This is a genomic window from Bradyrhizobium sp. SK17 (assembly GCF_002831585.1).
GTDB lineage: Bacteria > Pseudomonadota > Alphaproteobacteria > Rhizobiales > Xanthobacteraceae > Bradyrhizobium.
The window spans coordinates 4,675,006-4,697,340 of sequence record NZ_CP025113.1; the positions used below are offsets into that span (position 1 = coordinate 4,675,006).

Sequence of the window (22,335 nt, forward strand, 5' to 3'; positions counted from 1 at the left end):
GTGATCGTCGCGCCGTCCCAGCCTAACCGTCGTCAAGCACCGCCAGCCGCTCGGCCTCCGCGATGTCCTCGGCGGTGTTGGCGTTGAAGAACGGATCGACCGGCGTGGTCGGCCAGGTCACGGTGGCGAGCGGATAGCGCGCGGTCCAGCGGTCGATCTTGCGCAGGCCTTCGTCGACCAGTGCGCGCCGCAACTCATGGCGCAGGCGCACGCTCCAGAGCCCGATCACCGGGTGGGTCCAGTCGCCGGAGGCGGCGACCGCGAGTTCGGCATTCTCCGCGGCGCGCGCCTGATCGAGCCTTGCGACAAGATCGCGCGGCAGGAACGGGCAATCTCCCGCCGCGCTGACAATCCATTTCACCTGTGGCCTGTTGTCGGCCATCCAGTCGAGCGCCGCCAGGATGCCGGCGAGGGGGCCCGGATAGTCGGCGACGCCGTCGGCGATCACAGGCAGGCCGAAGGCTTCGAACCGGGCCGGATCTCCATTGGCGTTGAGGATCAGCCCGTCGCATTGCGGTTCGAGACGCGCGATGACGCGCGCCAGGATGGTGCGGCCGCCGATCATGCGCATCGGCTTGTCGCCGCCGCCCATGCGCCGCGCCAGACCGCCCGCGAGCAGCACGCCGGGTATCTCAGTCATCGGCGTTCTCGCCCTTGCGCTTGTGCCGCGCGGATTCCTCCTCGACATAGTCGAGGTCCTGATCGTAGACGATGCGATCCTCACCTGACAGTGCGAGGAAGCGCTTGCCCCGGGTGCGGCCGACCAGGGTCAGCCCGACCTGTCGTGCCAGCTCGACGCCCCAGGCGGTGAAGCCCGAACGGGAGACCAGAATGGGAATTCCCATGCGAACGGTCTTGATCACCATTTCCGAGGTGAGCCGCCCGGTCGTGTAGAGGATCTTGTCGGAAGGATCGACGCCGTGCCGGTAAATCCAGCCCGCGATCTTGTCGACGGCGTTGTGACGGCCGACATCCTCGGTGTAGCAGACCGGGGCTCCCGCCTTGCACAGCACGCAGCCATGGATCGCGCCGGCCTCGAGGTAGAGCGACGGCATCGTGTTGATGGCGTGGGTCATCTGGTACAGCCAGGAGGTCCGCAGCGTCGCCTGCGGCAGTGCGACGCTGCCGAACGCATCGAGCAGGTCACCGAAGGCGGTGCCCTGCGCGCATCCGGAGGTTTGCGTGCGCTTCTTCAGCCTGGCTTCGAAGTCGGTATGGTGTTCGGTCCTCACCACGACGACCTGGAGATCGTCATGGTATTCGACCTCGGTGACGACGTCGTCGTACCGGAGCATGTTCTGGTTGAGCAGATAGCCGAGCGCCAGATACTCGGGATAGTCGTTGATCGTCATCATCGTGACGATCTCCTGCGCATTGAGGTACAGCGTCAGCGGCCGCTCGACCGGCACCCTGGTTTCGATCTTGGCGCCGGTCTGGTCGATCCCCGCGACGCGCTCGGTCAAACGAGGATCGTCCGGATTGGGAACGATCAGCGGGGCTGGGGTTTTCTCGAGCACGCGGGACGCCTCTTCGGCATGACAACCATGCCAGGAAGATATAAGCACGGCATGGGTTTCACTACAGCGTTTCTCATCGAGATGGGACCACCCATATCAACGAGAAGCGCCGTCGGTTCGGTTGACGGACGAAGGATCGAAATCGCGGGATGGCCCAGCTATCGGACGACTGCTTTGCCTTCGGCGGACCGATGCTGTCGGTCGACGAAGCCGTTGGCATCATCGCTTCCCGCGTCCAGGCGGTCGGTGAGACCGAGTCGGTTCCGTTGGTCGAGGCCGATGGTCGCGTCCTTGCGCACGATATCCCTGCGCCGCTGCCGCTGCCGCCATTCACCAACTCCGCCGTCGACGGCTATGCGGTTCCGCACGCCATGCTGCCGCCCGGCCGGGAACTGGCCGTCCCGCTGAAGGGCCGTGTCGCGGCGGGCGCGGAAGCGGAGGTGGCCCAGCCCGGTCATGCGGTCCGGATCTTTACCGGCGCGCCGATGCCGGCCGGTACCGACACCGTGTACATGCAGGAGGACGTCCGCATCGACGAGGCCGGGCGCGTGGTGCTGCCGGCCGGGCTCAAGCCAGGTGCGAATGTGCGGCCCGCCGGTGAAGACATTCGGAGCGGTGACGTCGCGTTGAAAGCCGGGGCGCGGCTGCGTCCGCAGGACATCGCGCTGGCCGCGGCGTACGGGCTGACCCGGCTCGACGTAGTCCGCCGGCTTCGGGTCGCGGTGTTCTCGACCGGCGACGAGCTGGCGGCGCCGGGCTCACCGCGCACGGCCGCGCAGCTGTTCGATTCGAATCGCTTCATGCTGATGGCGATGTTGCGAAGGCTCGGATGCGAGGTCGGCGATCTCGGCATTCTGCGCGACGAGCCCACGGCACTGGCGGACGCCTTGCGGCAGGCGGCGCAGCGCCACGATCTGATCCTGACGACGGGAGGGGTCTCGACTGGGGAGGAAGATCACGTCAAGGCCAGCGTCGAGCGCGCGGGATCGCTGGTGCTGTGGCGGATGGCGATCAAGCCGGGCCGGCCGGTCGCGATGGGCGTCATTGCCGGCACCCCTTTCATCGGCTTGCCCGGCAACCCGGTGGCGAGCTTCGTCACCTTTGTCCATGTGGTGCGTCCGACCATTTTGGCGCTGTGCGGCGCACAAGCGTCGCTGCTGTTGCCGATGCCCGTCAGGGCCGCCTTCAGCTATCGGAAGAAGGCCGGTCGCCGCGAATATGTCCGCGCCTCGCTGCGCAAGGCGGATGATGGTGCGCTGGAGGCGGTCAAGTTTCCTCGCGAAGGCGCGGGCCTGTTGTCGTCGCTGGTCGAGACCGACGGCCTGATCGAGTTGGGAGAGGACGTCGTCGAGGTCGCGCCCGGCGACCGTGTCGGGTTCCTCGGCTATGCGTCGCTGCTGTAGCGCTCCCGATGGCGAACCGGGATCGATAGGAAAACGGCAACGCGTGCGCAGCGGCGTGCGACGTCTCGTCCTTAGACTCTAGACTCATTCCAAATCTGCTTGCCACTGGCATGCCAACGGTTAGACTCTGGACAACAGACGCATTCTCGCGGGTTTTCCATGAGCCAAGACGTCCACAAGGTCCGACCATTCGAACATCCGGGCCAGGGAAGGAAACGGGCAAAGGCGACGCCGAAGGGCCGCCAGGTCGATCCGGTCGCGGCGCATGAGGTCGAGGCGCTGCTCGGCGACCAGCCGCGTCGTCGTGACCTGCTGATCGAGTATCTGCACCTCGTTCAGGACAAGTACCGGCAGATCTCGGCCGCGCATCTCGCCGCACTCGCCGACGAGATGCGGCTGTCGTTCGCCGAGGTGTTCGAGACCGCGACCTTCTACGCGCATTTCGATGTGGTGAAGGAGGGCGAGCCAGACATCCCGCCGCTCACGATCCGGGTCTGCGATTCCCTGACCTGCGCCATGCTGGGGGCGGAGCGGTTGCTCGCGGAATTGCAGGACAAGGCCGGTCCCGGTATCCGCGTGGTGCGCGCGCCCTGCGTCGGACGATGCGACACCGCGCCGACAGCCGAGGTCGGGCACAATTTCGTCGACCACGCTACGGTCGCCAACGTCCTGGCGGCGGCGAAGGCCGACGACACACACATGCATCTGCCGGCCTATAGCGGCTACGATGCCTATGTCGCCGACGGCGGCTACACGCTGCTCGACCGCCTGCGCAGCGGTGAGCTTGCCAGGGAAGACCTGCTCAAGTCGCTCGATGATGCGAGCCTGCGCGGGCTCGGGGGCGCCGGCTTTCCGACCGGCCGCAAATGGCGCGCGGTGCTCGGCGAGCCAGGTCCGCGGCTGATGGCCGTCAACGGCGACGAGGGTGAGCCCGGCACGTTCAAGGATCGCTACTATCTCGAGACCGATCCGCATCGCTTCCTCGAGGGCATGCTGATCGGCGCTCACGTCGTCGACGCGGCGGAGGTCTACATCTACATCCGCGACGAATATCCGGCCGCGCGCGAGATTCTGGAACGCGAAATCGCACGGCTGCCCGCCGGCGGCCCGAAGCTGCACCTGCGGCGCGGCGCCGGCGCCTACATCTGCGGCGAGGAATCCTCACTGCTGGAGAGCATCGAGGGCAAGCGCGGCCTGCCGCGACACAAGCCGCCATACCCATTCCAGGTCGGGCTTTTCGGCCTGCCGACGCTGATCAACAACATCGAGACGCTGTGGTGGGTGCGCGACATCGTCGAGAAGGGCGCCGACTGGTGGAAGAGCCACGGCCGTCACGAGCGGCATGGGCTGCGCAGCTTCTCGGTCTCCGGCCGGGTGAAGAATCCCGGCATGAAGCTCGCGCCGGCCGGCATCACGGTGCGTGAACTGATCGACGAACATTGCGGCGGCATGGCCGACGGCCACGTCTTCCACGCCTATCTGCCGGGTGGCGCTTCGGGCGGCATTCTGCCGGCCGCGATGGACGACATCCCGCTCGATTTCGGCACGCTGGAGAAATATGGCTGCTTCATCGGCTCGGCGGCGATCGTGATCCTGTCGCAGCAGGACAGCGTTCGCCTGGCGGCCTTGAACCTGATGCGCTTCTTCGAGGACGAGAGTTGCGGCCAGTGCACGCCGTGCCGCGCGGGCACGCAGAAGGCGGCGCAGTTGATGGAGCGGCCGGTCTGGAACAAGGAGTTGCTGGATCAATTGAGCCAGGCGATGCGCGATGCGTCGATCTGCGGCCTGGGCCAGGCCGCCTCCAATCCGCTGACCTCGGTGATCAAATACTTCCCCGACGAGTTCAAGGAAGCTGCCGAATGACCAGGATCACATTCGAACTCGACGGCAAGCAGGTTGAGGCCAATCCCGGCGAGACCATCTGGCAGGTGGCCAAGCGGCAAGGCAACGAGATCCCGCACCTGTGCTATTCGCCGGCGCCCGATTACCGGCCCGACGGCAATTGCCGCGCCTGCATGGTCGAGATCGAGGGCGAGCGCGTGCTGGCGGCCTCCTGCAAGCGCACGCCGGCGGTCGGCATGAAGGTGAAGACCGCAAGCGAGCGCGCCGTCGCCGCGCAGAAGATGGTGATGGAGCTGCTGGTCGCCGACCAGCCGGCGCGTGAGACCTCGCACGATCCGGATTCGAAATTCTGGCACTGGGCGGAGAAGACCGGCGTCACCGAGAGCCGCTTCCCGGCGGCGGAGCGCTGGCAGGCCGACGCCAGCCACCCCGCGATGCGGGTCAATCTCGACGCCTGCATCCAGTGCGGCCTTTGCGTCCGCGCCTGCCGCGAGGTGCAGGTCAACGACGTCATCGGCATGGCCTATCGCAATCACGACGCCAAGATCGTGTTCGACTTCGACGACCCGATGGGTGAATCGACCTGTGTGGCCTGCGGCGAATGCGTGCAGGCCTGTCCGACCGGCGCGCTGATGCCGGCGGTGATGCTCGACGACAAGCAGACCCGCGTCACCTATCCCGACAGGAAGGTCGACTCGCTTTGCCCGTATTGCGGCGTCGGCTGCCAGGTGACCTACCAGGTCAAGGACGAGAAGGTGATCTATGCCGAGGGCAGGGATGGTCCCGCCAACCACAACCGGCTTTGCGTCAAGGGCCGGTTCGGTTTCGACTACATCCACCATCCCAACCGCCTGACCAGGCCGCTGGTGCGGCTGCCCGGCGTCAGGAAGGATGCCAACGATCAGGTCGATCCGGCCAATCCCTACACCCACTTCCGCGAGGCGTCGTGGGAGGAAGCGCTCGACATCGCCGCTAGCGGGCTAGTCAGGATCCGGGACGAGAAGGGCGCCAAGGCGCTTGCCGGGTTCGGTTCGGCCAAGGGCTCCAATGAAGAGGCTTACCTGTTCCAGAAGCTGGTGCGGACCGGCTTCGGCTCGAACAATGTCGATCACTGCACGCGGCTGTGCCACGCCTCGTCGGTGGCCGCGCTGTTCGAAGGCCTGAGCTCGGGCGCGGTGTCGGCGCCGTTCGCGGCCGCGGCCGATGCCGAGGTGATCTGGGTGATCGGCGCCAACCCGACCGTCAACCATCCGGTGGCGGCGACCTATATCAAGAACGCGGCCAAGCGCGGCGCCAAGCTCTACGTGATGGATCCGCGCCGCCAGACGCTGTCGCGCCACGCGACCGCGCATCTCGCCTTCAAGCCCGGCAGCGACGTCGCGATGCTGAACGCGATGATCAACACGATCATCACCGAGGGGCTGACCGACGAGCAGTTCATCGCCGGATATACCGAGGGCTTCGAGGATCTGAAGGCCAAGATCGTCGATTTCACCCCGGAGAAGATGTCGCCGATTTGCGGCATTGCCGCCGAGACGCTGCGCGAGGTGGCGCGGACCTACGCGCGCGCCAAATCGTCGATCATCTTCTGGGGCATGGGCATCAGCCAGCACGTGCACGGCACCGACAATGCGCGCTGCCTGATCGCGCTCGCGCTGATCACCGGCCAGGTCGGGCGGCCCGGCACCGGCCTGCATCCCTTGCGCGGTCAGAACAACGTGCAGGGCGCCTCCGACGCCGGGTTGATTCCGATGTTCCTGCCGGACTATCAGCCGGTCGGGCGCGACGACATGCGCGGTGCGTTCGAGAAGCTGTGGGGCCAGGACCTCGATCCCGAGCGCGGCCTGACCGTCGTCGAGATCATGAACGCGATCCACGCCGGCCGGATCCACGGCATGTATATCGAGGGCGAGAACCCCGCGATGTCGGATCCGGATTTGCAGCACGCGCGCGAGGCGCTGGCCAAGCTCGATCACCTCGTGGTGCAGGATCTGTTCGTCACCGAGACCGCGTTCCACGCCGACGTGATCCTGCCGGCATCGGCATTTGCCGAGAAGGACGGTTCGTTCACCAACACCGACCGCCGCGTGCAACTGGCGCGTCAGGTGATCAAGCCGCCGGGCGATGCCCGCCAGGACCTCTGGATCATCCAGGAGATCGGCAAGCGGATGGGACTGCCGTGGAATTACGCCGGCCCCGGCGACGTCTTCACCGAGATGGCGGAACTGATGCCGTCGCTGAAGAACATCACCTGGGAGCGGCTGGTTCGCGAGGGTGCCGTAACCTATCCGGTCGACGACCCGCACAAGCCCGGCAACGAGATCATCTTCACGACCGGTTTCCCGACGCCAAGCGGCCGCGGCAAGATCGTGCCCGCCAAGGTGATCCCGCCGGACGAACTGCCCGATGCCGAATACCCGATGGTGCTGTCGACCGGACGCGTGCTCGAGCACTGGCACACCGGCTCGATGACCCGCCGCGCCCAGGTGCTCGACCAGATCGAGCCCGAGGCGGTGGCGTTCATGTCGCCAAAGGACATGCGGGGCAAGAACCTGTGGCCCGGCGATTTCATTCGCCTGGAAACCCGGCGTGGCGCGATCGAAGTCAAGGTGCGCGCTGACCGCGACGTGCCGGAGAACATGGTCTTCATGCCGTTCTGCTACGCCGAGGCCGCCGCGAACCTCCTGACCAACCCGGCGCTCGATCCGTTCGGCAAGATTCCCGAGTTCAAGTTCTGCGCGGCGCGGGCCGAGAAGATCGAGATCCGGACCGCCGCGGAGTGAGGCGGGGCGACTACCAGGGCAGCGTCCCGAGCGTCGCGTGGGTGAAGGTGCCCGTCGGCCCGTCGGGGCCGAGCAGGGCGACCCGCACCGCTTCGCGGGCGCCTTCCTCGACGGTCTCCGTGCCGGCATAATTGTTCAGGTTGGTCCTGGTGAAGCCGGGCGAGACGGCATTGACCTTGATCGCGGTCCCTTCCAGCTCGATCGCCATCGCGAGCGTGATCGCATTCAGCGCGGTCTTGGATGCGGGGTAGACCGGGCCGAAGATCGGCCGATGCGGATTGGCCGGGTCGGCGTTGCGCGTCAGCGAGCCGGCGCCGCTCGACACATTGACGATGCGTGCCGCCGGTGCCTTGCGCAGCAGCGGCAGCATCGCCTGGTAGACCGCGAGCACGCCGAACACATTGGTCTCCCACACCGCGCGCATCTCATCGAGCGCCACGTTGCTCGGACGGGTGGTTGCCGCATAGTCCGCGACGGACTGGTCCGGCCGCTTTCGCGTGTTCGAGATCGCCGCGTTCTGGACCAGCACATCGAGCTGGCCGAATTCCTCCCCGATGCGCGCCGCGGCCGCGGCGATCGAGGCCTGATCGGTGACATCGAGTTGCAGCGCATGCGCGCCAGGGCCGATCTCGTCGGCCGCAGCCTTGCCGCGTGCGAAATCGCGCGAGCCGACCAGCACGATGAGGCGGTGTCCAACGAGATCCTTTGCGATCTGGCGGCCGATGCCCTGGTTGGCCCCGGTGACCAGGGCGATGCGCTTGTCGTCGATCTTGTCCAGCATGGTAACCTCCATCCTAGTTTCGGCCTTCCGCGGCCCACATCACGGCGTCGGCGCCGGCGGGGATCCGCATCGGGCTCGACGGATCGGTCACCGCGCGCCACACCGCGTCGGCGACGTCCCGCGCGTGCGTGATCGGCCCCGGCTCGGTCAAGCGTGCGAAGGTGCTCTTGACGAGTTCGGCATAGGCGTCGTGGTCGAGGCCCTGCATGCGGGTGCGCGCGGTGTCGCCGAAGCGGGTCTCCGGCGAGCGTCCCGGCAGCACCAGGCGCGCGCGCACGCCGAACGGCGCGAGCTCGATCGCCATCGAGTCGGTGAACGCATTCACCGCCGCCTTGGTCGCGGTGTAGGATGCGATCAGGGGGATCGACTTCAATGTCACGCTCGAGGTGACGTTGACGACGACGCCGGCCCGGCGCTGCCTGAACTGCGGCAGCACCGCCTGCGTCAGCGCCATCGTGCCGAACATGTTGGTCTCGAACAGCTCGCGGATCGTCGTCATCGGCGTGGCCTCGAACGGCGAAGCCGCGCCGAAGCCCGCATTGTTGACCAGGGCGTCGATCGCCCCCGCCGCCGCGATGACGCGTTGGATGCTTCCGGGATCGGTGACGTCGAGTGCGAGCAGCCGAAGATGTTCGGAGCGCGGCAGCGCGTCCTCGCGCGGCGTGCGCATCGTTGCGATGACCTTCCAGTCGCGATCGAGAAAGTATTTCGCGGTTTCCAGTCCGAAGCCGGACGAGCATCCGGTGATCAAGATGGTTTTCATGAGGAGCCTTGAAGGGAAGTGATTTGACTGACACAGACGATAAGTGTCCGTTGCCGGACGCTCTATATTTGAAGGTCCAGAAGTCGTTTGCAGGAGTCCGGATATGGTCGTCGACCCGCTCGCGGAGGTGGTCGCGCTGCTGCAACCCGGGGCGCGGTTCTCGAAGGCCGTCGTCGGCGCGGGCGCCTGGCATATCCGCCGCTCCGATGCCGGTCAGCCGTTCTATTGCGTGGTGCTCGAGGGTGGATGCCGCCTCGTGGTCGACGTCCACGAGGCGATCGAGCTGCGCTCGGGCGACTTCATCCTGGTCCCCGCGGCGCATGGCGTCGCGATGTCGAGCCTCGCGCCGCCATCGGTGCTCGCCGAGACAGTGCCTGTTGCGCTGACGAGTGGCGAGTTCAGGATCGGCAATCAGGATGGTCCGACCGATCTGCGAATGCTGATCGGCCATTGCAGCTTCGCCTCGCCGGACGCCGCCCTGCTGGTGTCGCTGCTTCCCCAACTGGTGCATGTGCGCGGTGAGCCGCGGCTCGCGACCCTCGTGCAGTTCGTCCGCGACGAATTCCGCGAGCAGCGTCCGGCGCGCGAGGTGATCCTCGCCCGCCTGCTCGAGGTTCTCCTGATCGAGGCGCTGCGTTCGGCCGCCGGCACCGCGGCGTCGCCCGGCTTGGTGCGCGGGCTCGCCGACGAACGGCTCGCCGTCGCGATCCGGCGGATGCATGAGAGCCCGGCGCGGGCCTGGACGGTGGCGCAACTGGCGAAGGAGGCGGCGCTGTCGCGCTCGGCATTCTTCGACCGGTTCAACCGCGCGGTCGGCGTTGCGCCGATGGAATATCTGCTGGCATGGCGCATGGCGATGGCCAAGAACATGCTGCGCGGAAGCGACGGCGGCGTCGCCGAAATCGCGCAACGCGTCGGCTATGGCTCTGCCAGCGCGTTCAGCGTCGCCTTCACCCGCCACGTCGGACTGTCACCGACCCAGTATGCGCGCGAACAGATGGAGCAGTGATGCGCGCATTGCGTCACCGATCGGCGGATTGATCCATCATTCGTTCGCGAGCGATGACGCGTGAAGCGATCGCGCGATGACGATCAATCGCGATCATGCACTGATCGCACAAAACCGACACAGCCCTGTCACCAGCGATGGATAATCTGTCGCATGTCGACGTCATAAATCTGCAAAATAAAAAATGGGGCAACAGGTGAAGGCGAAATTCCTTTCAACGGTCGGATTTTGTGTGATCGCTGCGGCGATCGCGAGCAGCGCTCCGGCGCCGGCTCAAGACGATAACGGTCATGATCGTCATCCGCATGACATTCAAACTGCAACACCGATCAAGCATCTCGTGGTGATCTTCAACGAGAACCGCTCTTTCGATCATTACTTCGCGACCTATCCGAACGCGGCCAACCCGACCGGCTCGATTCCCTTCGTGCCGAAGCCGCATACGCCGAAGGTGAACAACCTCGCCAACGCCAACCTGTTGGTCAACAACCCGAACACCAATCCGGCCAACGGGACCGGAGCGACCAATCCGTTCCGCCTCGACCGCACCCAGGCCAACACCAAGTCGCAGAACCACGCCTATACGCCCGAGCAGCAGGCCTACGACAACGGCAAGGCCGACTTGTTTCCGAAATACACCGGACGCGGCACCTCAGGTGGCGTCGGTGCCTTCGGCACCAACGGTCAGGTGATGGGCTATTTCGACGGCAACACCGTCACCGCGTTCTGGAATTACGCGCAGAACTTCGCCATGAGCGACAACAACTACACCGACACCTACGGTCCGTCGACGCCGGGCGCGATCGAGGTGATCTCCGGACAAACCAATGGCGTGCAGAACATCGTCGGCACGTCGTCGTCGGTCCCCGACGGCCAGGGCGGCCTGACGCTGATCGGCGACACCGATCCCGCCTACGACCTCTGCTCGAGCAAGACCAGCACGATGCTGCTGACGGGCAAGAACATCGGCGACCTGCTCAACGCTGAACACATCAGCTGGGGCAGCTTCATGGGCGGCTTCAACATCACGCTCCGGAATACCAATGGCACGGTGGGCTGCGCGCGCAGCACCTTCTCCAGCACTGTCGGCGGCACCATCGTGGACTACATCCCGCACCACGCCTGGTTCCAGTACTACAAGTCGACCGCCAATCCGTATCATCTGCGGCCGAGCTCGACCAATGCGATCGGTCACACCTATGCCGCCGACGGCAAGACGGTCGATCCGGCCAACCACGGCTACGATCTCGAGGATTTCTACGCCGCGGTGAAGGCCGGCAATTTCCCGGCCGTCTCCTACATCAAGATGCCGGCCTATCAGGATGGTCATCCCGGCAACTCCGATCCGCTCGACGAGCAGGTCGGCAACGTCGAGCTGATCAACTTCCTCCAGCAGCAGCCGGAGTGGGGGGAGACCGCCGTCATCGTGACCTATGACGACTCGGACGGCTGGTACGACCACGCCTATGCCGTGCCGACCAGCGCCTCGTATGATCCGACCGCCGATCAGGTCAACGGTCCCGGCCAGTGCGGCCTCGGCGTCGGCAAGCAGACGCAGCCGAAGGGCCTCAACGGCCAGCCGGTGAATGGTCGCTGCGGTCCCGGGACGCGCACTCCGTTCCTGCTGATCTCGCCCTACGCCAAGCAGAACTTCGTCAGCCACACCCGGATCTCGCAGGCCTCCGTCGTGCGCTTCGTCGAAGACAATTGGCTGCGCGGCCAGCGTCTGGGCGGCGGCTCGTTCGACGACGGCGTCGAATCGATCATGGACATGTTCGACTTCGATCACGGCGACGATCGGCAGAACAAGCTGTTCCTCGATCCGACCGCGGGTACGGTCATCGTCAGCCCGTCTGACGATCACCACAACCACTAACGCCCTGGGATCACAGGACGTCAGATGAACCGCCGCATTTCGTGGCTCCTCGGCGCCGGCCTGCTTTGCATGGCCGGCGCCGTTTTGGCAGTCGAGACGCAAGAGCTGGTGGGGAAGAACCCCAACCCGGTGCAGCTCAGGCGCCCGCCGGTCGCGCCGCTTTCCGCGATGGCGCAACTCGGCCAGAAGATCTTCTACGATGCTTCGCTGTCCTCGTCGGGCGCGTTGTCATGCGCGTCCTGTCACAGCCCGGACCACGCCTATGGTCCGCCAGATGATGCCGCGGTGATGCATGGCGGGCCCGCGCTGTCCCGGCAGGGGACGCGCGCCGTGCCATCGCTGACCTATCACGAACGTCTCCCGAATTTCAGCATCGGGCCGGAGAAGGACGAGGACGACAACGTCGTCGACCTCGCGCAGATGGCCGCGCTCGGCCAGCAGGCCACGCGCGCCAAGAAGGTCGCGACCGAGACGTCCGCCGCGGCGGTCAACATCGTGCCGCAGGGCGGGCTGTTCTGGGACGGCCGCGCCGATACGCTACAGGACCAGGCGATCTTTCCGCTGCTCGACCCCAATGAGATGGATGGCGGCAGCATGGAGGTGGTGGCCGACAAGCTGAAGCAGGCGGACTATGCCCCGCGCTTTGCCGAACTGTTCGGTGCTCACATCTTCGATAACCGGCGGTTGCTGGTCGCGGAGGCGATGTTCGCCGTCGCGCGCTATCAGGTGGAGGAGCCGAGCTTCCATCCCTATACCAGCAAGTTCGACTACTGGCTCGAGGGCAAGGCGCGGCTCAGCGAAGCCGAGTTGCGCGGCCTGCAATTGTTCAACGATCCCGACAAGGCCAATTGCGGCGGCTGCCATACGTCGGCGCCGACCCGCGATGGCTTGCCGCCACTGTTCACCGATCATCAGTTCGAGGCGCTCGGGGCGCCGCGCAACGCCACGCTCACCAGCAACCGCGATCCCAATTATTTCGATCTCGGGGTCTGCGGCCCGTACCGCACCGACATCGCCGAGCAGACGCAATATTGCGGCATGTTTCTGACGCCGACCTTGCGCAACACCGCAACGCGCCGCGTGTTCTTCCACAACGGCGTGTTCCGCAGCCTGGAGCAGGTGCTGGATTTCTATAACTTCCGCGATACCAATCCGGAGAAGGTGTATCCGCGCGGGGCCGAAGGAACGGTGCGAAAATACGACGATCTGCCGGAAAAATATCACGCCAATGTCGACGTCAGCGATCCGCCCTTCGAGCGCCATCTGGGCGACACGCCCGCGATGACGGCGCAGGATGAAGCCGACATCATCGCCTTCCTGAAGACGTTGACCGACGGTTACCAGCCGGAGCCGTGAGCCGCCGCGGCCATCCACCGCGGAACCGATACGTGAGTTGGCAGGTCAGCGTCATGCGCGCATAATGGGCGCATGAATCTCGTCGAAGGCAACGGTGCCAAAATCCCCGCGATCGGGCTCGGCACGTGGGAGCTGCGCGGCCGGACCTGCGCCCGCATCGTCGAGCAGGCGCTGCGGCTCGGATACCGCCACATCGACACCGCGCAGATCTACGACAATGAGCGCGAGGTCGGCGAGGGATTGCGCGCCTCCAGCATCAAGCGCGACGATGTGTTTCTGACCACCAAGGTCTGGACCACGCATTTCAAGCCGAAAGATCTCGAACGTTCCGCCAAGGAGAGCCTGGCGCGGCTGCGCATGACCGAGGTCGATCTGTTGCTGCTGCATTGGCCCAATCCGCAGGTGCCGCTCTCCGACACGCTCGGCGCGCTGGCGCGGGTCAGGCAGGCCGGGTTGGCGCGGCATATCGGCGTCTCGAATTTCAACGCGGCGCTGCTCGCGGAGGCGGTGGCAGCATGCCCGGAGCCGCTTGCCTGCGACCAGGTCGAGTATCATCCCTATCTCGACCAGGCCGGTGTGGTGGAGGCCTGTGCAGGCCACGGCATGGCGTTCGTTGCCTACAGCCCGATCGCGAAAGGGCGGATCAAGAACGACCGGGCACTGGCGCGGATCGGTGACCGCTATCGCAAGACCGCTGCCCAGGTCTGCCTGCGTTGGCTGGTGCAGCAGAATGTGTCCGCGATCCCGCGCACCTCGAAGCTGGAGCGGCTTCAGGAGAACCTCGACGTCTTCGGTTTCGAGCTGTCGGATGAGGACATGCACGAGATTTCGGCGATGTCCGGCGCCGTCTCACGATGATAGCCGACGGGGAATTGGGTCTTCATTCGAGCATGATCCTTGGGAAAAGGCCGGGCGCGGGGCGCAGATCATGCTATTGCCCGCTGGCCGATCGCGGTTCTGGACCGAATTGGGATTGAGGCAGGCAGGGCCCGGCCGGTATTGTCGCCGGCGGGGAGACGTCACTGATGTGATCGAGCGGGATGAAGTTTCGGCCTAATGCGGATATGATGGCGTCGGTGTTCGTACACCTGATGCTGCTCGCGCTGATTTTCCTCTATTCGGAAGTCCATCAGTTCGATCCCGTCGCCGCTGACACGGTGCCGGTCGAGATCGTGACACCGCAGGAGGTCGCCAAGACCGAGATCAAGCCCGAGCCCGATCCGGTGCCGAGCCCGTCGCCGACGCCCGAATTGCAATTGCCGTCGCTCGACAAGCCAGTCAATTCCGATAAGCCCGAACCGGCAGCACAGGCATCCGCGCCACAGCCGAGCCCGCCGCAGCCGGCGCAGAAGCAGGCCACGCCGCCGGCGCCCAAGGCCAGCCCGGCTCCACAGCATGCGGCGGCAGCGCCGCCACCGACGCCGGCAGTCCCGCCGATGCCGGCCTCGCCACCGCCGATGCCGCAGCAAGCGGCCGCGCCGCAGCAGCCTGCCTATGCGCAACCCGAACCGGACTTGTCTGTCAAATACAATGTCGTGCTTGGCTTGCCGCCGGACATCTCGGTGAAGTCTCCCGCCGACACGCCGTCCGGTCCTGGTCCCGGCAAGGAGAATTTCGACGCGGCAGCGACCGAGCAGGCCGACATCGGCTCCAGCGTGGTCGCCGAATTTCGCCGCCATCTGAGGAGCTGCCTCAAGCTGCCGTCGACGGTGAGCACAGGCGACGACGTCAGGATCAAGATCAGGGTGTTCATGAAGCCCGACGGCAAGCTCGCCGCGCCGCCCCTGCTGATCGAGGCTACGGCGTCGGAGAAGGGGCCGCTGCTGCTGAAAGGCGCGACCGAGGCGCTGCAAGCCTGCCAGCCCTATGCGATGCTGCCCAGGGATCGCTACGGCGAATGGAAGGTGCTCGACCTCGATTTCACGCCGCGCGATTTCGCGGGGTAGGCGTAAACTCGCTTCAGCTTCCCATCGCCTGCCATGCGTTCGACGCGAACTGCCGACGCCAGATCACGATTACGACCGCGGCCGTCGTGACAAACAGCACCCACGGGCTGAGGAACCAGCCGAGATAGCCGAGCGCGAAGAAGAATGCGCGCTGGCCACGGTTGAAGTGGCGGCCCGCGGTCTCGAACAGCCGCGTGGTGCGGACCACATGGGCCTCGGCCTCCGGTGTATCGCGTTCCCCGGCCGGCGGCATCGCGCCGAACAGGATCGCGACATAGTTGAACAGGCGATACGCCCAGGCGAATTTGAAGAAGGTGTAGATGAAAATCAGGATCAGCCCGATGCACTTGATCTCCCATAGGGCGGGCGAGGGCGAGAGGTTGACCGGCAATGCGCCGAGCACGGCGAGCGCGTCATTGGTCGCACGCAACAGCGCCAGTGCGCCGCCGATCGCGATCAGGCTGGTGGAGGCAAAGAACGCGGTGCCGTTCTGCAACGACGCCATGATCTGCATGTCGACCATCCGCGCCTCGCGGTGGAGCAGGTTCCTTACCCAGATCTCGCGATAGACATGCATCCGCGCCGACAGGCTGTCGCGCCCATAGGCGGTGTGCTCCAGCGTGACGGCGTAGACCAGCCATTCCAGCGCGAAGAAGCCGACGGCCAGGATGTCGACCCAATAGCCGGTCATGATGCCTTCCTTCGTGAATGCGCGGCGCCCGGACCGCGCCGCGCTCCATCCGCATGTACAGGTTGAACGCGTGCAATGCACTATGGCAAACTGGTGCGGCAACAGGATTCCCCAAGACATGCTCAAGCTCGTCATCGGCAACAAGAACTATTCGTCATGGTCGATGCGGCCCTGGTTGGCGCTGCGCGCCAATGACATCCCGTTCGAGGAAGTCTTCATCCCGCTCTACACCGACCAGGCCGATAAGGACCGCATCCTCGGCTTCAGCCGGGCCGGCAAGGTGCCGACGCTGATCGACGGCGACGTCACGGTGTGGGACTCGCTCGCGATCATCGAGTATCTCGCGGAGAAATTTCCCGAGGCGAAGCTGTGGCCTTCGGACCGCGCCGCGCGCGCGCATGCCCGCGCGATCTCGGCCGAGATGCATTCCGGTTTCGTGCCGCTGCGCAGCGAGTGCGGCATGAACCTGCACCGCCCCGTCAGCGCTATCGCGTTGTCGGATGACGCGCGGGCCAATGTGGCGCGGATCCAGGAGATCTGGGCCGAGTGTTACGCGCGCTATGGCAGGCAGGGACCGTTCCTGTTCGGGGCATTCTCCGGAGCCGACGCGATGTACGCTCCCGTGGTGCATCGCTTCCGCACCTATGCGATCCCGGTGAAGCCCGAGGCCCAGCACTATGTCGATGCCATGATGGCGCTGCCGGCGTTCCAGGAATGGACCCGGGATGGTCTGGCCGAGACGCTGCGGATCGAGCGATTCGAGACCGTCTGAACGCTGTTGCGCTGCCGAATTGTGACAGCGGCGGCAAAGATCGCGGCTTGACGCCGCGGGGCCAAAGGCGTCGAATCCCGAGGACCGGTTTTGCAAGTCGTGAAAGGACTTAGACCATGGGCATACTCGATTCCCTGGAGAATTCGCCGGAGCTGAAAAGCATGCTTGGCCAGCTCGGGGCGGCCGTGATCCCCGCGGTGCTCGGCGAGGTGATGGGCAATGGCGGGCAGGGCGGCTTGTCCGCGATCGTCGCCAAGCTCGAGCAGGCCGGGCTCGGCGACCAGGTCAAATCCTGGATCGGCACCGGCCAGAACCTGCCGATCACGGCCGAGCAGCTCCAGCAGGTGCTGGGCAGCGACACGGTCAAGCAGCTCGCCGCCAGGTTCAACATTCCGGTCGACCAGCTGTCCCAGGTGCTGGCCCAGGCGCTTCCCGGTGCGGTCGACAGCGCGAGCCCGAACGGCAAGTTGCCGCATACCGCCTGAACCGGTGGAACCGGGTTCCAGGTGAACCCGGCGGGCAATTTCCGGCTGGCACGCAAATTGCTGCCTATCGCCCTGAAAAACCTGCAAAATCGCACCTTCGCCATGCCCCAATCTTGCTGGATTTGGGGCAGCGCGATGTGCTAGCTTGCCGCAGGGTTCTCAAAATGCCGGCCGGAGCTATCGGGACTGTCAGCCCAGCCAGCAATCTCTAAAAAAATGGAGAGGGCGTTGAAGCACAAGTACTCGATTGGCGAGATCGTCTATTTCACAGCCAGCAACGTGGCGCGCCCAGCCGCGAGCGGCACCTATCAGGTGATCCGCCTGCTGCCGACCGACGGCGATGACTGCCAGTACCGCATCAAGAGCTCGACCGAAGCTTTCGAACGCGTGGCCAAGGAGAGTCAGCTCGCGCTGTCCTGATCTGTTGTGCGCAAGCTGGTGGCTGGAGCGCGGTTCCGCGCCGCCGCCGTCAAAAGGCCCCGTTCGCAGACCCATTGTGCTGTAGGCCGGATACCGGGATGGCGGTGTTCGCCATTGCCGGTTGTGCTTACGTTGCGTTGAGGGACATCGCGCATGAATTGGGCTTCCTCGCTGGATGAGATCTGGCGCTCGCCGACCTTTCCGATGTGGCTGACGCTGGCCGCAGCGGGCTTTTTTGGAATCGTCGTCCTGGTGACGCTGCTGCGTGCGGAGAAGTCCGTGGCCAACGGCGCGCTGACCGTCATCACGCTGCTGTCCATCGCCGTTGCGGTCGCCGCCACGATCCGGGGCTTTGCGCCAGGCGGGCAGGCGGCAGCCCAGGCCGAGACGCGGACGGCGCAATTGACCGGCCAGACGGTGCCGGCACTGGCCTGCATCGACGACCTCGCCGGAGATGCCGTCCTCAATGCCTGCGAGAAGGTGCTGTTCGGCACATCCGACTCGGCCGCGGCGGCGGTCAGCTACGCGGCCGCGCAGATCTCGCGTCTGACGGCGTATGGCGACCTCGCAACCGCCGAGCGTACCACCACCACCGAATTGCAGTCGCTGCGCCGCGCCGTCGAGCATGACCGCTACGGGCTGATGGCCTACGCGCTGATGGCGCGCGACCGTTGCACGCCGACCGCGTGCCCGGCGTTCCGCTCGCTTGGCGACAACCATCAGATCATCGCCAACATGAACGAGCGCACCTACGAGAACCTGATCACGCGCTACGCGGCATCCTGGAGCGCGCCGACCGGAGCCGCGCCTTCGGCCGCCGGCCTGGTCGCGGCATTGCCGCCGTCGATGCCCACGGGCAAGCCGACCAACGCGGAGTTTCCGAGCTCGGCGAACACGCCGCCGGTCAGCATCATGACGCCGGAACCGGCGAAGCCGGCTGCCGCTGCACCGCCGCCAGCGCGCGCTGCGGCAGCGCCTGCGCCCAAGCGGGCGCCGGTCGCCAAGCGCCCGGTCCAGATTGCACCTGCGCCTGCGGCGCCACCAGCGGCTGCGAGCGCACCGGCGGCCGCGAGCCAGGAGTAGCGTCAGGATCAGCGTTGCTGACGGCGGCCCGGGCCGCCGCCGCGCCGTTTCGCGGATAACTCCCGCTATCCACTGCCGCCTGGATCGCTCTCTTTCCAAAGCGCGCGCCGGCCGCTACATCCGCGGTATGCCGCTTCATCTCATCAAACTCGCCGTCGGTTGCGACTCGGTCAAGGAACTCAAGGGCTGGGTCGCCGAGCGCATGGCGGCCGCGAAAAAAAAGGGCCTGCCGCTTCGTCATGTCCACATCACGCGGATGACGCCGAAGCGCGAGGAGGAGCTGCTTGCCGGCGGTTCGCTCTATTGGGTGATCCGTGGCGAGATCGCCGCGCGCGAGAAGATCATCGCGATCGAGCCGTTCCGCGACAAGGACGGCATCGGACGCTGCCGGCTGGTCATGCAGCCCAAGGTGATCGCGGTCTCGCCGCGCCCGATGCGGCCGTTCCAGGGCTGGCGCTACTTGACCGCGGATTCCGCGCCGGCAGACCTGACGAAGTCGAGCGCGGCCAGCGTGGCGTCGATGCCCGAGCCGATGCGACGCGAACTGCGCGACCTCGGATTGCTCTGAGCATGCGGATTGCTGCGAGCGATCGCGCGGCGGTTGCCGCGGATCACTGGGTGACGAGATGCAGCCGGGCCCATTCGGAGGCCGGGATCTCGACATAGCGGCCGCCGCCGGCATTGCGGAGCGCAGCATCGAGCAGTTCGTGATCGATCCCCATCTCGCCAAGATAGCGCCGGAACTGGTCGGTGAAGATCGAGGTGAGGCTGTCGCGTTGCTCGGCCGAGACGTTGGGGGCGAGCCGGTTGTGGATCGCCATGCCGCTCAGCACCACGTGGCTGCCGGGGGGCAGGGTGCGATGCACGCCGCCCGACAGCACCAGCACGCAGGCAAAGTCACAGGCGGTGCTGGACGGCTTCTCCGTCGCATCCAGCGGGCCACCGGGCCGCTTCAGCGCAAAGCATTCGTCCTCGGATTTGCCGTTGCAGGCCTCGACCTCGGTCACCGCGACCACGGCATCGACCCCGCGATCGCGCAGGATGCGGCCGAGGCTGGAGGCGACGTTGAGGTTGGATTGCCCCTTGATGTTGATCACGACCGGAAGCTTGCGTCCGTTCTGGCGGTCGAGGATCGCGAGCAGGCGCTTGTAGCTGTCCCACTGCACCGCGCCCTCGGCCGCGATCCAGTCCGAGCAACCCGGACCGCAGGCATCGGCGGTGCCGTGAGCGACATAGAAGATCATCGCGCCGGGCGCCGAATTGACCCCGCCGACCGGCGGCCGGGTCTGCGCCTGCGCCACCCCCGCGGCCAACAGCGCGAAGCCGACAAGAATGCCTTGGCTGAAATACCTGCCCATTCCGATCGCCTCTGAAAAAGGCGATCATCCACGCCTAGCGGCGGCGGCGCAAGTCCAGGCCGGCGACCGGTCAGACCGCGATGTTGTCGATCAGGCGGGTCTTGCCGAGCTTGGCCGCGACCAGCATCCGCATCGGGCCGTCCTTCAGCGAGCCGATCGGCGCCAGCGTGGCAGCATGGCGGACCTCGAGATAATCGAGCACGAAGCCGGCCTCGGTGATCGCGGCCGCGCCGGCCGCCATCACGGTCGCCGTGTCCTCGCCGGCGCGCAGCCGGGCGGCGGCTTCCTTCATGGTCCGGTTGAGGGTGGGGGCGATCCGCCGTTCTTCGGGCGACAGGTAGACGTTGCGCGAGGACATCGCGAGGCCATCACGCTCGCGCACCGTCTTGGATCCGATCACCTTGACGCCGAGGTCGAGGTCGGCGGCCATCTGGGTCACCACCCGGAACTGCTGAAAGTCCTTCTCGCCGAAGATCGCGGCGTCGGGCCGGACCTGCGTGAACAGCTTGCCGACCACGGTGGCGACACCGCCGAAGAAGTGCGGCCGGAAGCGATCCTCGAGGCCAGCGGTGGCCGGTCCCTCCGGCACGATCCTGGTGGCGAAGCCGTCGGGGTACATCGCTTTCACCTCGGGGTGCCAGATCAGGTCGACGCCCTCGGCCGCGAGCTTCGCGACGTCTTCCTTCCAGGTGCGCGGATAGGAGCCGAAGTCCTCGGTCGGGGCAAACTGCGTCGGATTGACGAAGATCGAGACCACGACGCGCTTGGCACGGCGCTTGGCAAGCCGCACCAGCGACACATGGCCGTCATGCAGGGCTCCCATGGTCGGGACCAGCGCGACGGTCGCCTTCTTGGCGCGCAGGGCGTCGATGGCGCGACGCAGGGCGGGGACGGTACGGACAACGGCGGGATTTCTCGGCATCTGGTCTCGACTCGCGGGGCGGGCTGGTGGGACGAAGCTGGTTGGGCGGTTGGTGTTCGGCAGGTCGCGGACCTTACCAAGACCGGGCCGGGGTCGGCAAACCGCCGGATCGCGACAAGCCTTACCCGATCCCGCTCGCAGATGGATCGCGGCGTCGTGCCGCCGATCGACGCAGCGGCCTTGTCCGGCAGCGTCTTGTCCGATCGATTCATCATTAAGGACGGCGGCGATTGATTTCCCGTCGCAGTGATGCATTTCACTTGACCGCAGCCGCGCTCGATTTGAAGATCATTGCCGGGGATTGGATCATGTTGGTGCAGGCTAGTCAGGGTCAGTCCGGCTCCGCGCATGTCGTTGTGCTGGGCAACGAGAAGGGCGGTTCGGGCAAATCGACCACCGCCGTGCATATCGCCGTCGCGCTGATGAAGGCCGGACAGCGCGTCGCCAGCATCGATCTCGATTGCCGCCAGCAGAGCTTCACCCGCTACATCAGCAATCGCCAGGCCTGGGCGCGGCGCACCGGGCTCGATCTCGAGCTGCCGGTGCACCACTGCATCAGATACGGCGAGACGATGCAGATCGAGGAGAACGAGAACGCCGAATTCCAGCAGTTCATGGAAGCGGTCAGCGCGGTGGAGCGCGCCTGCGATTTCATCGTGATCGATACCCCGGGCTCCGACAGCTACCTGATGCGGCTCGCGCATTCGATGGCCGACACGCTGGTGACCCCGATCAACGACAGCTTCCTCGATTTCGACGTGCTCGGCACCGTCGATGCCGCGACCTATGCGGTGACCGGCGAGAGCCACTATGCGGAGATGGTGCGCGACACCAGGCGCAAGCGCCGCCAGCTCGACGGCGCCTCGACCGACTGGATCGTGGTGCGCAACCGGCTGTCGATGCTCGCCTCGCGCAACAAGCAACTGGTCGCCGACGGCCTCAAGCAATTGTCGCTGCGGCTCGGGTTCCGTGCGGTCGACGGTTTTGCCGAGCGGGTGGTCTATCGCGAGTTCTTCCCGCGCGGGCTGACCGCGCTCGACGACATCGACGAGACGACGCTCGGCACCCGCCCGAGCCTCGGCCACGTCACCGCGCGCGAGGAGGTGACGAGCCTGCTGCGCCAGCTCAAGCTGCCGCTCGACGAGCGCGGCCGCCGCCGGGCTGCGAACCGCGCCGAATGGTTCAGCCAGGTCGACAAGCCGCTCGAGGTCCACGACATCATCTGAGGTGCCGCCGTGAATTCACGAGAGCTACTTGCCGGGTCGCTCGCGCGGGAGGCGCGTGGCCGAAATGTCGAAAACAACCCCATGCAAAGCAGCCGGTCGCGG

The 22,335-nt window shown here is 65.9% G+C and carries 21 protein-coding genes; 14 read left to right on the plus strand and 7 right to left on the minus strand.

From position 1 onward, the window contains the following. Positions 1-22: 22 nt before the first annotated feature. Together mobA and CWS35_RS21355 are read right to left on the minus strand one after the other, a co-directional pair. The gene (mobA, locus tag CWS35_RS21350; protein WP_168226357.1) at positions 23-640 is read right to left on the minus strand and encodes a molybdenum cofactor guanylyltransferase MobA; all 618 of its coding nucleotides are present in this window, start codon (positions 638-640) and stop codon (positions 23-25) included. Next, positions 633-1,517 carry a formate dehydrogenase accessory sulfurtransferase FdhD gene (locus CWS35_RS21355; RefSeq protein ID WP_100953566.1) on the minus strand — a complete coding sequence of 295 codons (885 nt, stop codon included), beginning with the start codon at positions 1,515-1,517 and terminating at the stop codon, positions 633-635. Before CWS35_RS21355 ends, mobA begins: the two co-directional genes overlap by 8 nt. Positions 1,518-1,666: 149 nt before the next feature. On the opposite strand from CWS35_RS21355, the gene glp reads away from it, so the two are divergent. From glp to fdhF, 3 genes are all read left to right on the plus strand, one after another. Beyond that, a complete protein-coding gene (glp, locus tag CWS35_RS21360) occupies positions 1,667-2,920 on the plus strand; it encodes a gephyrin-like molybdotransferase Glp (protein ID WP_100953568.1) in 1,254 nt (417 codons plus the stop codon). Positions 2,921-3,079: 159 nt separating this feature from the next. After that, entirely contained in the window at positions 3,080-4,783 is a 1,704-nt protein-coding gene (locus tag CWS35_RS21365; RefSeq protein WP_100953569.1) for an NADH-ubiquinone oxidoreductase-F iron-sulfur binding region domain-containing protein, read from the plus strand. Next, positions 4,780-7,545, plus strand: a complete 2,766-nt coding sequence (gene fdhF, locus CWS35_RS21370) for a formate dehydrogenase subunit alpha (protein ID WP_100953571.1) — start codon at positions 4,780-4,782, stop codon at positions 7,543-7,545. The genes CWS35_RS21365 and fdhF overlap by 4 nt, the downstream gene beginning before the upstream one ends. A gap of 10 nt (positions 7,546-7,555) precedes the next feature. On the opposite strand, the gene CWS35_RS21375 is transcribed toward fdhF, so the two are convergent. Further along, on the minus strand, positions 7,556-8,326 hold the full coding sequence (locus CWS35_RS21375; RefSeq protein ID WP_245438610.1) for an SDR family NAD(P)-dependent oxidoreductase: 771 nt from the start codon (positions 8,324-8,326) through the stop codon (positions 7,556-7,558). Positions 8,327-8,339: 13 nt separating this feature from the next. After that, positions 8,340-9,089, minus strand: a complete 750-nt coding sequence (locus tag CWS35_RS21380) for an SDR family oxidoreductase (protein WP_100953573.1) — start codon at positions 9,087-9,089, stop codon at positions 8,340-8,342. Positions 9,090-9,192: 103 nt separating this feature from the next. Between CWS35_RS21380 and CWS35_RS21385 the strand changes: the two genes are divergently transcribed. From CWS35_RS21385 to CWS35_RS21405, 5 genes are all read left to right on the plus strand, one after another. Continuing rightward, complete coding sequence (locus CWS35_RS21385; protein WP_100953575.1) at positions 9,193-10,098, plus strand: AraC family transcriptional regulator; 906 nt, start codon at positions 9,193-9,195, stop codon at positions 10,096-10,098. Between the two features lie 184 nt (positions 10,099-10,282). Next, positions 10,283-11,974 (plus strand): phospholipase C, encoded by a 1,692-nt coding sequence (locus CWS35_RS21390; RefSeq protein WP_100953577.1) that lies wholly within the window; start codon positions 10,283-10,285, stop codon positions 11,972-11,974. A 24-nt stretch (positions 11,975-11,998) separates the two neighbouring features. Continuing rightward, the gene (locus tag CWS35_RS21395; protein ID WP_100953579.1) at positions 11,999-13,330 is read left to right on the plus strand and encodes a cytochrome-c peroxidase; all 1,332 of its coding nucleotides are present in this window, start codon (positions 11,999-12,001) and stop codon (positions 13,328-13,330) included. Positions 13,331-13,402: 72 nt separating this feature from the next. Then, positions 13,403-14,188 (plus strand): aldo/keto reductase, encoded by a 786-nt coding sequence (locus CWS35_RS21400; protein ID WP_100953581.1) that lies wholly within the window; start codon positions 13,403-13,405, stop codon positions 14,186-14,188. A gap of 182 nt (positions 14,189-14,370) precedes the next feature. Beyond that, positions 14,371-15,276: a hypothetical protein gene (locus CWS35_RS21405; protein ID WP_100953583.1), complete on the plus strand. Its 906-nt coding sequence runs from the start codon at positions 14,371-14,373 to the stop codon at positions 15,274-15,276. Between the two features lie 13 nt (positions 15,277-15,289). Here CWS35_RS21405 and CWS35_RS21410 read toward each other — a convergent pair whose 3' ends face one another. After that, positions 15,290-15,967 carry a DUF599 domain-containing protein gene (locus tag CWS35_RS21410; protein WP_100953585.1) on the minus strand — a complete coding sequence of 226 codons (678 nt, stop codon included), beginning with the start codon at positions 15,965-15,967 and terminating at the stop codon, positions 15,290-15,292. A gap of 118 nt (positions 15,968-16,085) precedes the next feature. Between CWS35_RS21410 and CWS35_RS21415 the strand changes: the two genes are divergently transcribed. The 5 genes from CWS35_RS21415 to CWS35_RS21435 all read left to right on the plus strand — a co-directional run bounded on the left by CWS35_RS21415 (position 16,086) and on the right by CWS35_RS21435 (position 19,295). Beyond that, on the plus strand, positions 16,086-16,739 hold the full coding sequence (locus tag CWS35_RS21415) for a glutathione S-transferase family protein (protein ID WP_168226358.1): 654 nt from the start codon (positions 16,086-16,088) through the stop codon (positions 16,737-16,739). Between the two features lie 116 nt (positions 16,740-16,855). Further along, the gene (locus CWS35_RS21420; RefSeq protein ID WP_024581315.1) at positions 16,856-17,224 is read left to right on the plus strand and encodes a YidB family protein; all 369 of its coding nucleotides are present in this window, start codon (positions 16,856-16,858) and stop codon (positions 17,222-17,224) included. 216 nt (positions 17,225-17,440) lie between these two features. Continuing rightward, on the plus strand, positions 17,441-17,644 hold the full coding sequence (locus CWS35_RS21425; protein ID WP_100555266.1) for a hypothetical protein: 204 nt from the start codon (positions 17,441-17,443) through the stop codon (positions 17,642-17,644). A gap of 153 nt (positions 17,645-17,797) precedes the next feature. Continuing rightward, positions 17,798-18,727: a hypothetical protein gene (locus CWS35_RS21430; RefSeq protein WP_100953587.1), complete on the plus strand. Its 930-nt coding sequence runs from the start codon at positions 17,798-17,800 to the stop codon at positions 18,725-18,727. Between the two features lie 127 nt (positions 18,728-18,854). After that, on the plus strand, positions 18,855-19,295 hold the full coding sequence (locus tag CWS35_RS21435) for a DUF1489 family protein (RefSeq protein ID WP_100953589.1): 441 nt from the start codon (positions 18,855-18,857) through the stop codon (positions 19,293-19,295). Between the two features lie 43 nt (positions 19,296-19,338). On the opposite strand, the gene CWS35_RS21440 is transcribed toward CWS35_RS21435, so the two are convergent. Together CWS35_RS21440 and panC are read right to left on the minus strand one after the other, a co-directional pair. Continuing rightward, a complete protein-coding gene (locus CWS35_RS21440) occupies positions 19,339-20,085 on the minus strand; it encodes a hypothetical protein (protein WP_100953592.1) in 747 nt (248 codons plus the stop codon). A gap of 70 nt (positions 20,086-20,155) precedes the next feature. Next, positions 20,156-21,007, minus strand: coding sequence for a pantoate--beta-alanine ligase (gene panC / locus CWS35_RS21445; protein WP_100953594.1), 852 nt, complete (start codon positions 21,005-21,007; stop codon positions 20,156-20,158). Between the two features lie 308 nt (positions 21,008-21,315). Between panC and CWS35_RS21450 the strand changes: the two genes are divergently transcribed. Further along, entirely contained in the window at positions 21,316-22,233 is a 918-nt protein-coding gene (locus CWS35_RS21450; RefSeq protein ID WP_100956574.1) for a division plane positioning ATPase MipZ, read from the plus strand. The last annotated feature ends 102 nt before the right edge of the window (positions 22,234-22,335 follow it).

Coding starts and splice junctions, on each gene's coding strand:
- CWS35_RS21405 (WP_100953583.1), top strand. CDS start 14,371: ATGAAGTTTCGGCCTAATGCGGATATGATGGCGTCGGTGTTCGTACAC.
- CWS35_RS21395 (WP_100953579.1), top strand. CDS start 11,999: ATGAACCGCCGCATTTCGTGGCTCCTCGGCGCCGGCCTGCTTTGCATG.
- CWS35_RS21420 (WP_024581315.1), top strand. CDS start 16,856: ATGGGCATACTCGATTCCCTGGAGAATTCGCCGGAGCTGAAAAGCATG.
- mobA (WP_168226357.1), bottom strand. CDS start 640: ATGACTGAGATACCCGGCGTGCTGCTCGCGGGCGGTCTGGCGCGGCGC.
- glp (WP_100953568.1), top strand. CDS start 1,667: ATGGCCCAGCTATCGGACGACTGCTTTGCCTTCGGCGGACCGATGCTG.
- CWS35_RS21390 (WP_100953577.1), top strand. CDS start 10,283: ATGGGGCAACAGGTGAAGGCGAAATTCCTTTCAACGGTCGGATTTTGT.
- CWS35_RS21385 (WP_100953575.1), top strand. CDS start 9,193: ATGGTCGTCGACCCGCTCGCGGAGGTGGTCGCGCTGCTGCAACCCGGG.
- CWS35_RS21425 (WP_100555266.1), top strand. CDS start 17,441: ATGGAGAGGGCGTTGAAGCACAAGTACTCGATTGGCGAGATCGTCTAT.
- CWS35_RS21380 (WP_100953573.1), bottom strand. CDS start 9,089: ATGAAAACCATCTTGATCACCGGATGCTCGTCCGGCTTCGGACTGGAA.
- fdhF (WP_100953571.1), top strand. CDS start 4,780: ATGACCAGGATCACATTCGAACTCGACGGCAAGCAGGTTGAGGCCAAT.
- CWS35_RS21400 (WP_100953581.1), top strand. CDS start 13,403: ATGAATCTCGTCGAAGGCAACGGTGCCAAAATCCCCGCGATCGGGCTC.
- CWS35_RS21415 (WP_168226358.1), top strand. CDS start 16,086: ATGCTCAAGCTCGTCATCGGCAACAAGAACTATTCGTCATGGTCGATG.
- CWS35_RS21450 (WP_100956574.1), top strand. CDS start 21,316: ATGTTGGTGCAGGCTAGTCAGGGTCAGTCCGGCTCCGCGCATGTCGTT.
- CWS35_RS21430 (WP_100953587.1), top strand. CDS start 17,798: ATGAATTGGGCTTCCTCGCTGGATGAGATCTGGCGCTCGCCGACCTTT.
- CWS35_RS21440 (WP_100953592.1), bottom strand. CDS start 20,085: ATGGGCAGGTATTTCAGCCAAGGCATTCTTGTCGGCTTCGCGCTGTTG.
- CWS35_RS21410 (WP_100953585.1), bottom strand. CDS start 15,967: ATGACCGGCTATTGGGTCGACATCCTGGCCGTCGGCTTCTTCGCGCTG.
- panC (WP_100953594.1), bottom strand. CDS start 21,007: ATGCCGAGAAATCCCGCCGTTGTCCGTACCGTCCCCGCCCTGCGTCGC.
- CWS35_RS21365 (WP_100953569.1), top strand. CDS start 3,080: ATGAGCCAAGACGTCCACAAGGTCCGACCATTCGAACATCCGGGCCAG.
- CWS35_RS21375 (WP_245438610.1), bottom strand. CDS start 8,326: ATGCTGGACAAGATCGACGACAAGCGCATCGCCCTGGTCACCGGGGCC.
- CWS35_RS21435 (WP_100953589.1), top strand. CDS start 18,855: ATGCCGCTTCATCTCATCAAACTCGCCGTCGGTTGCGACTCGGTCAAG.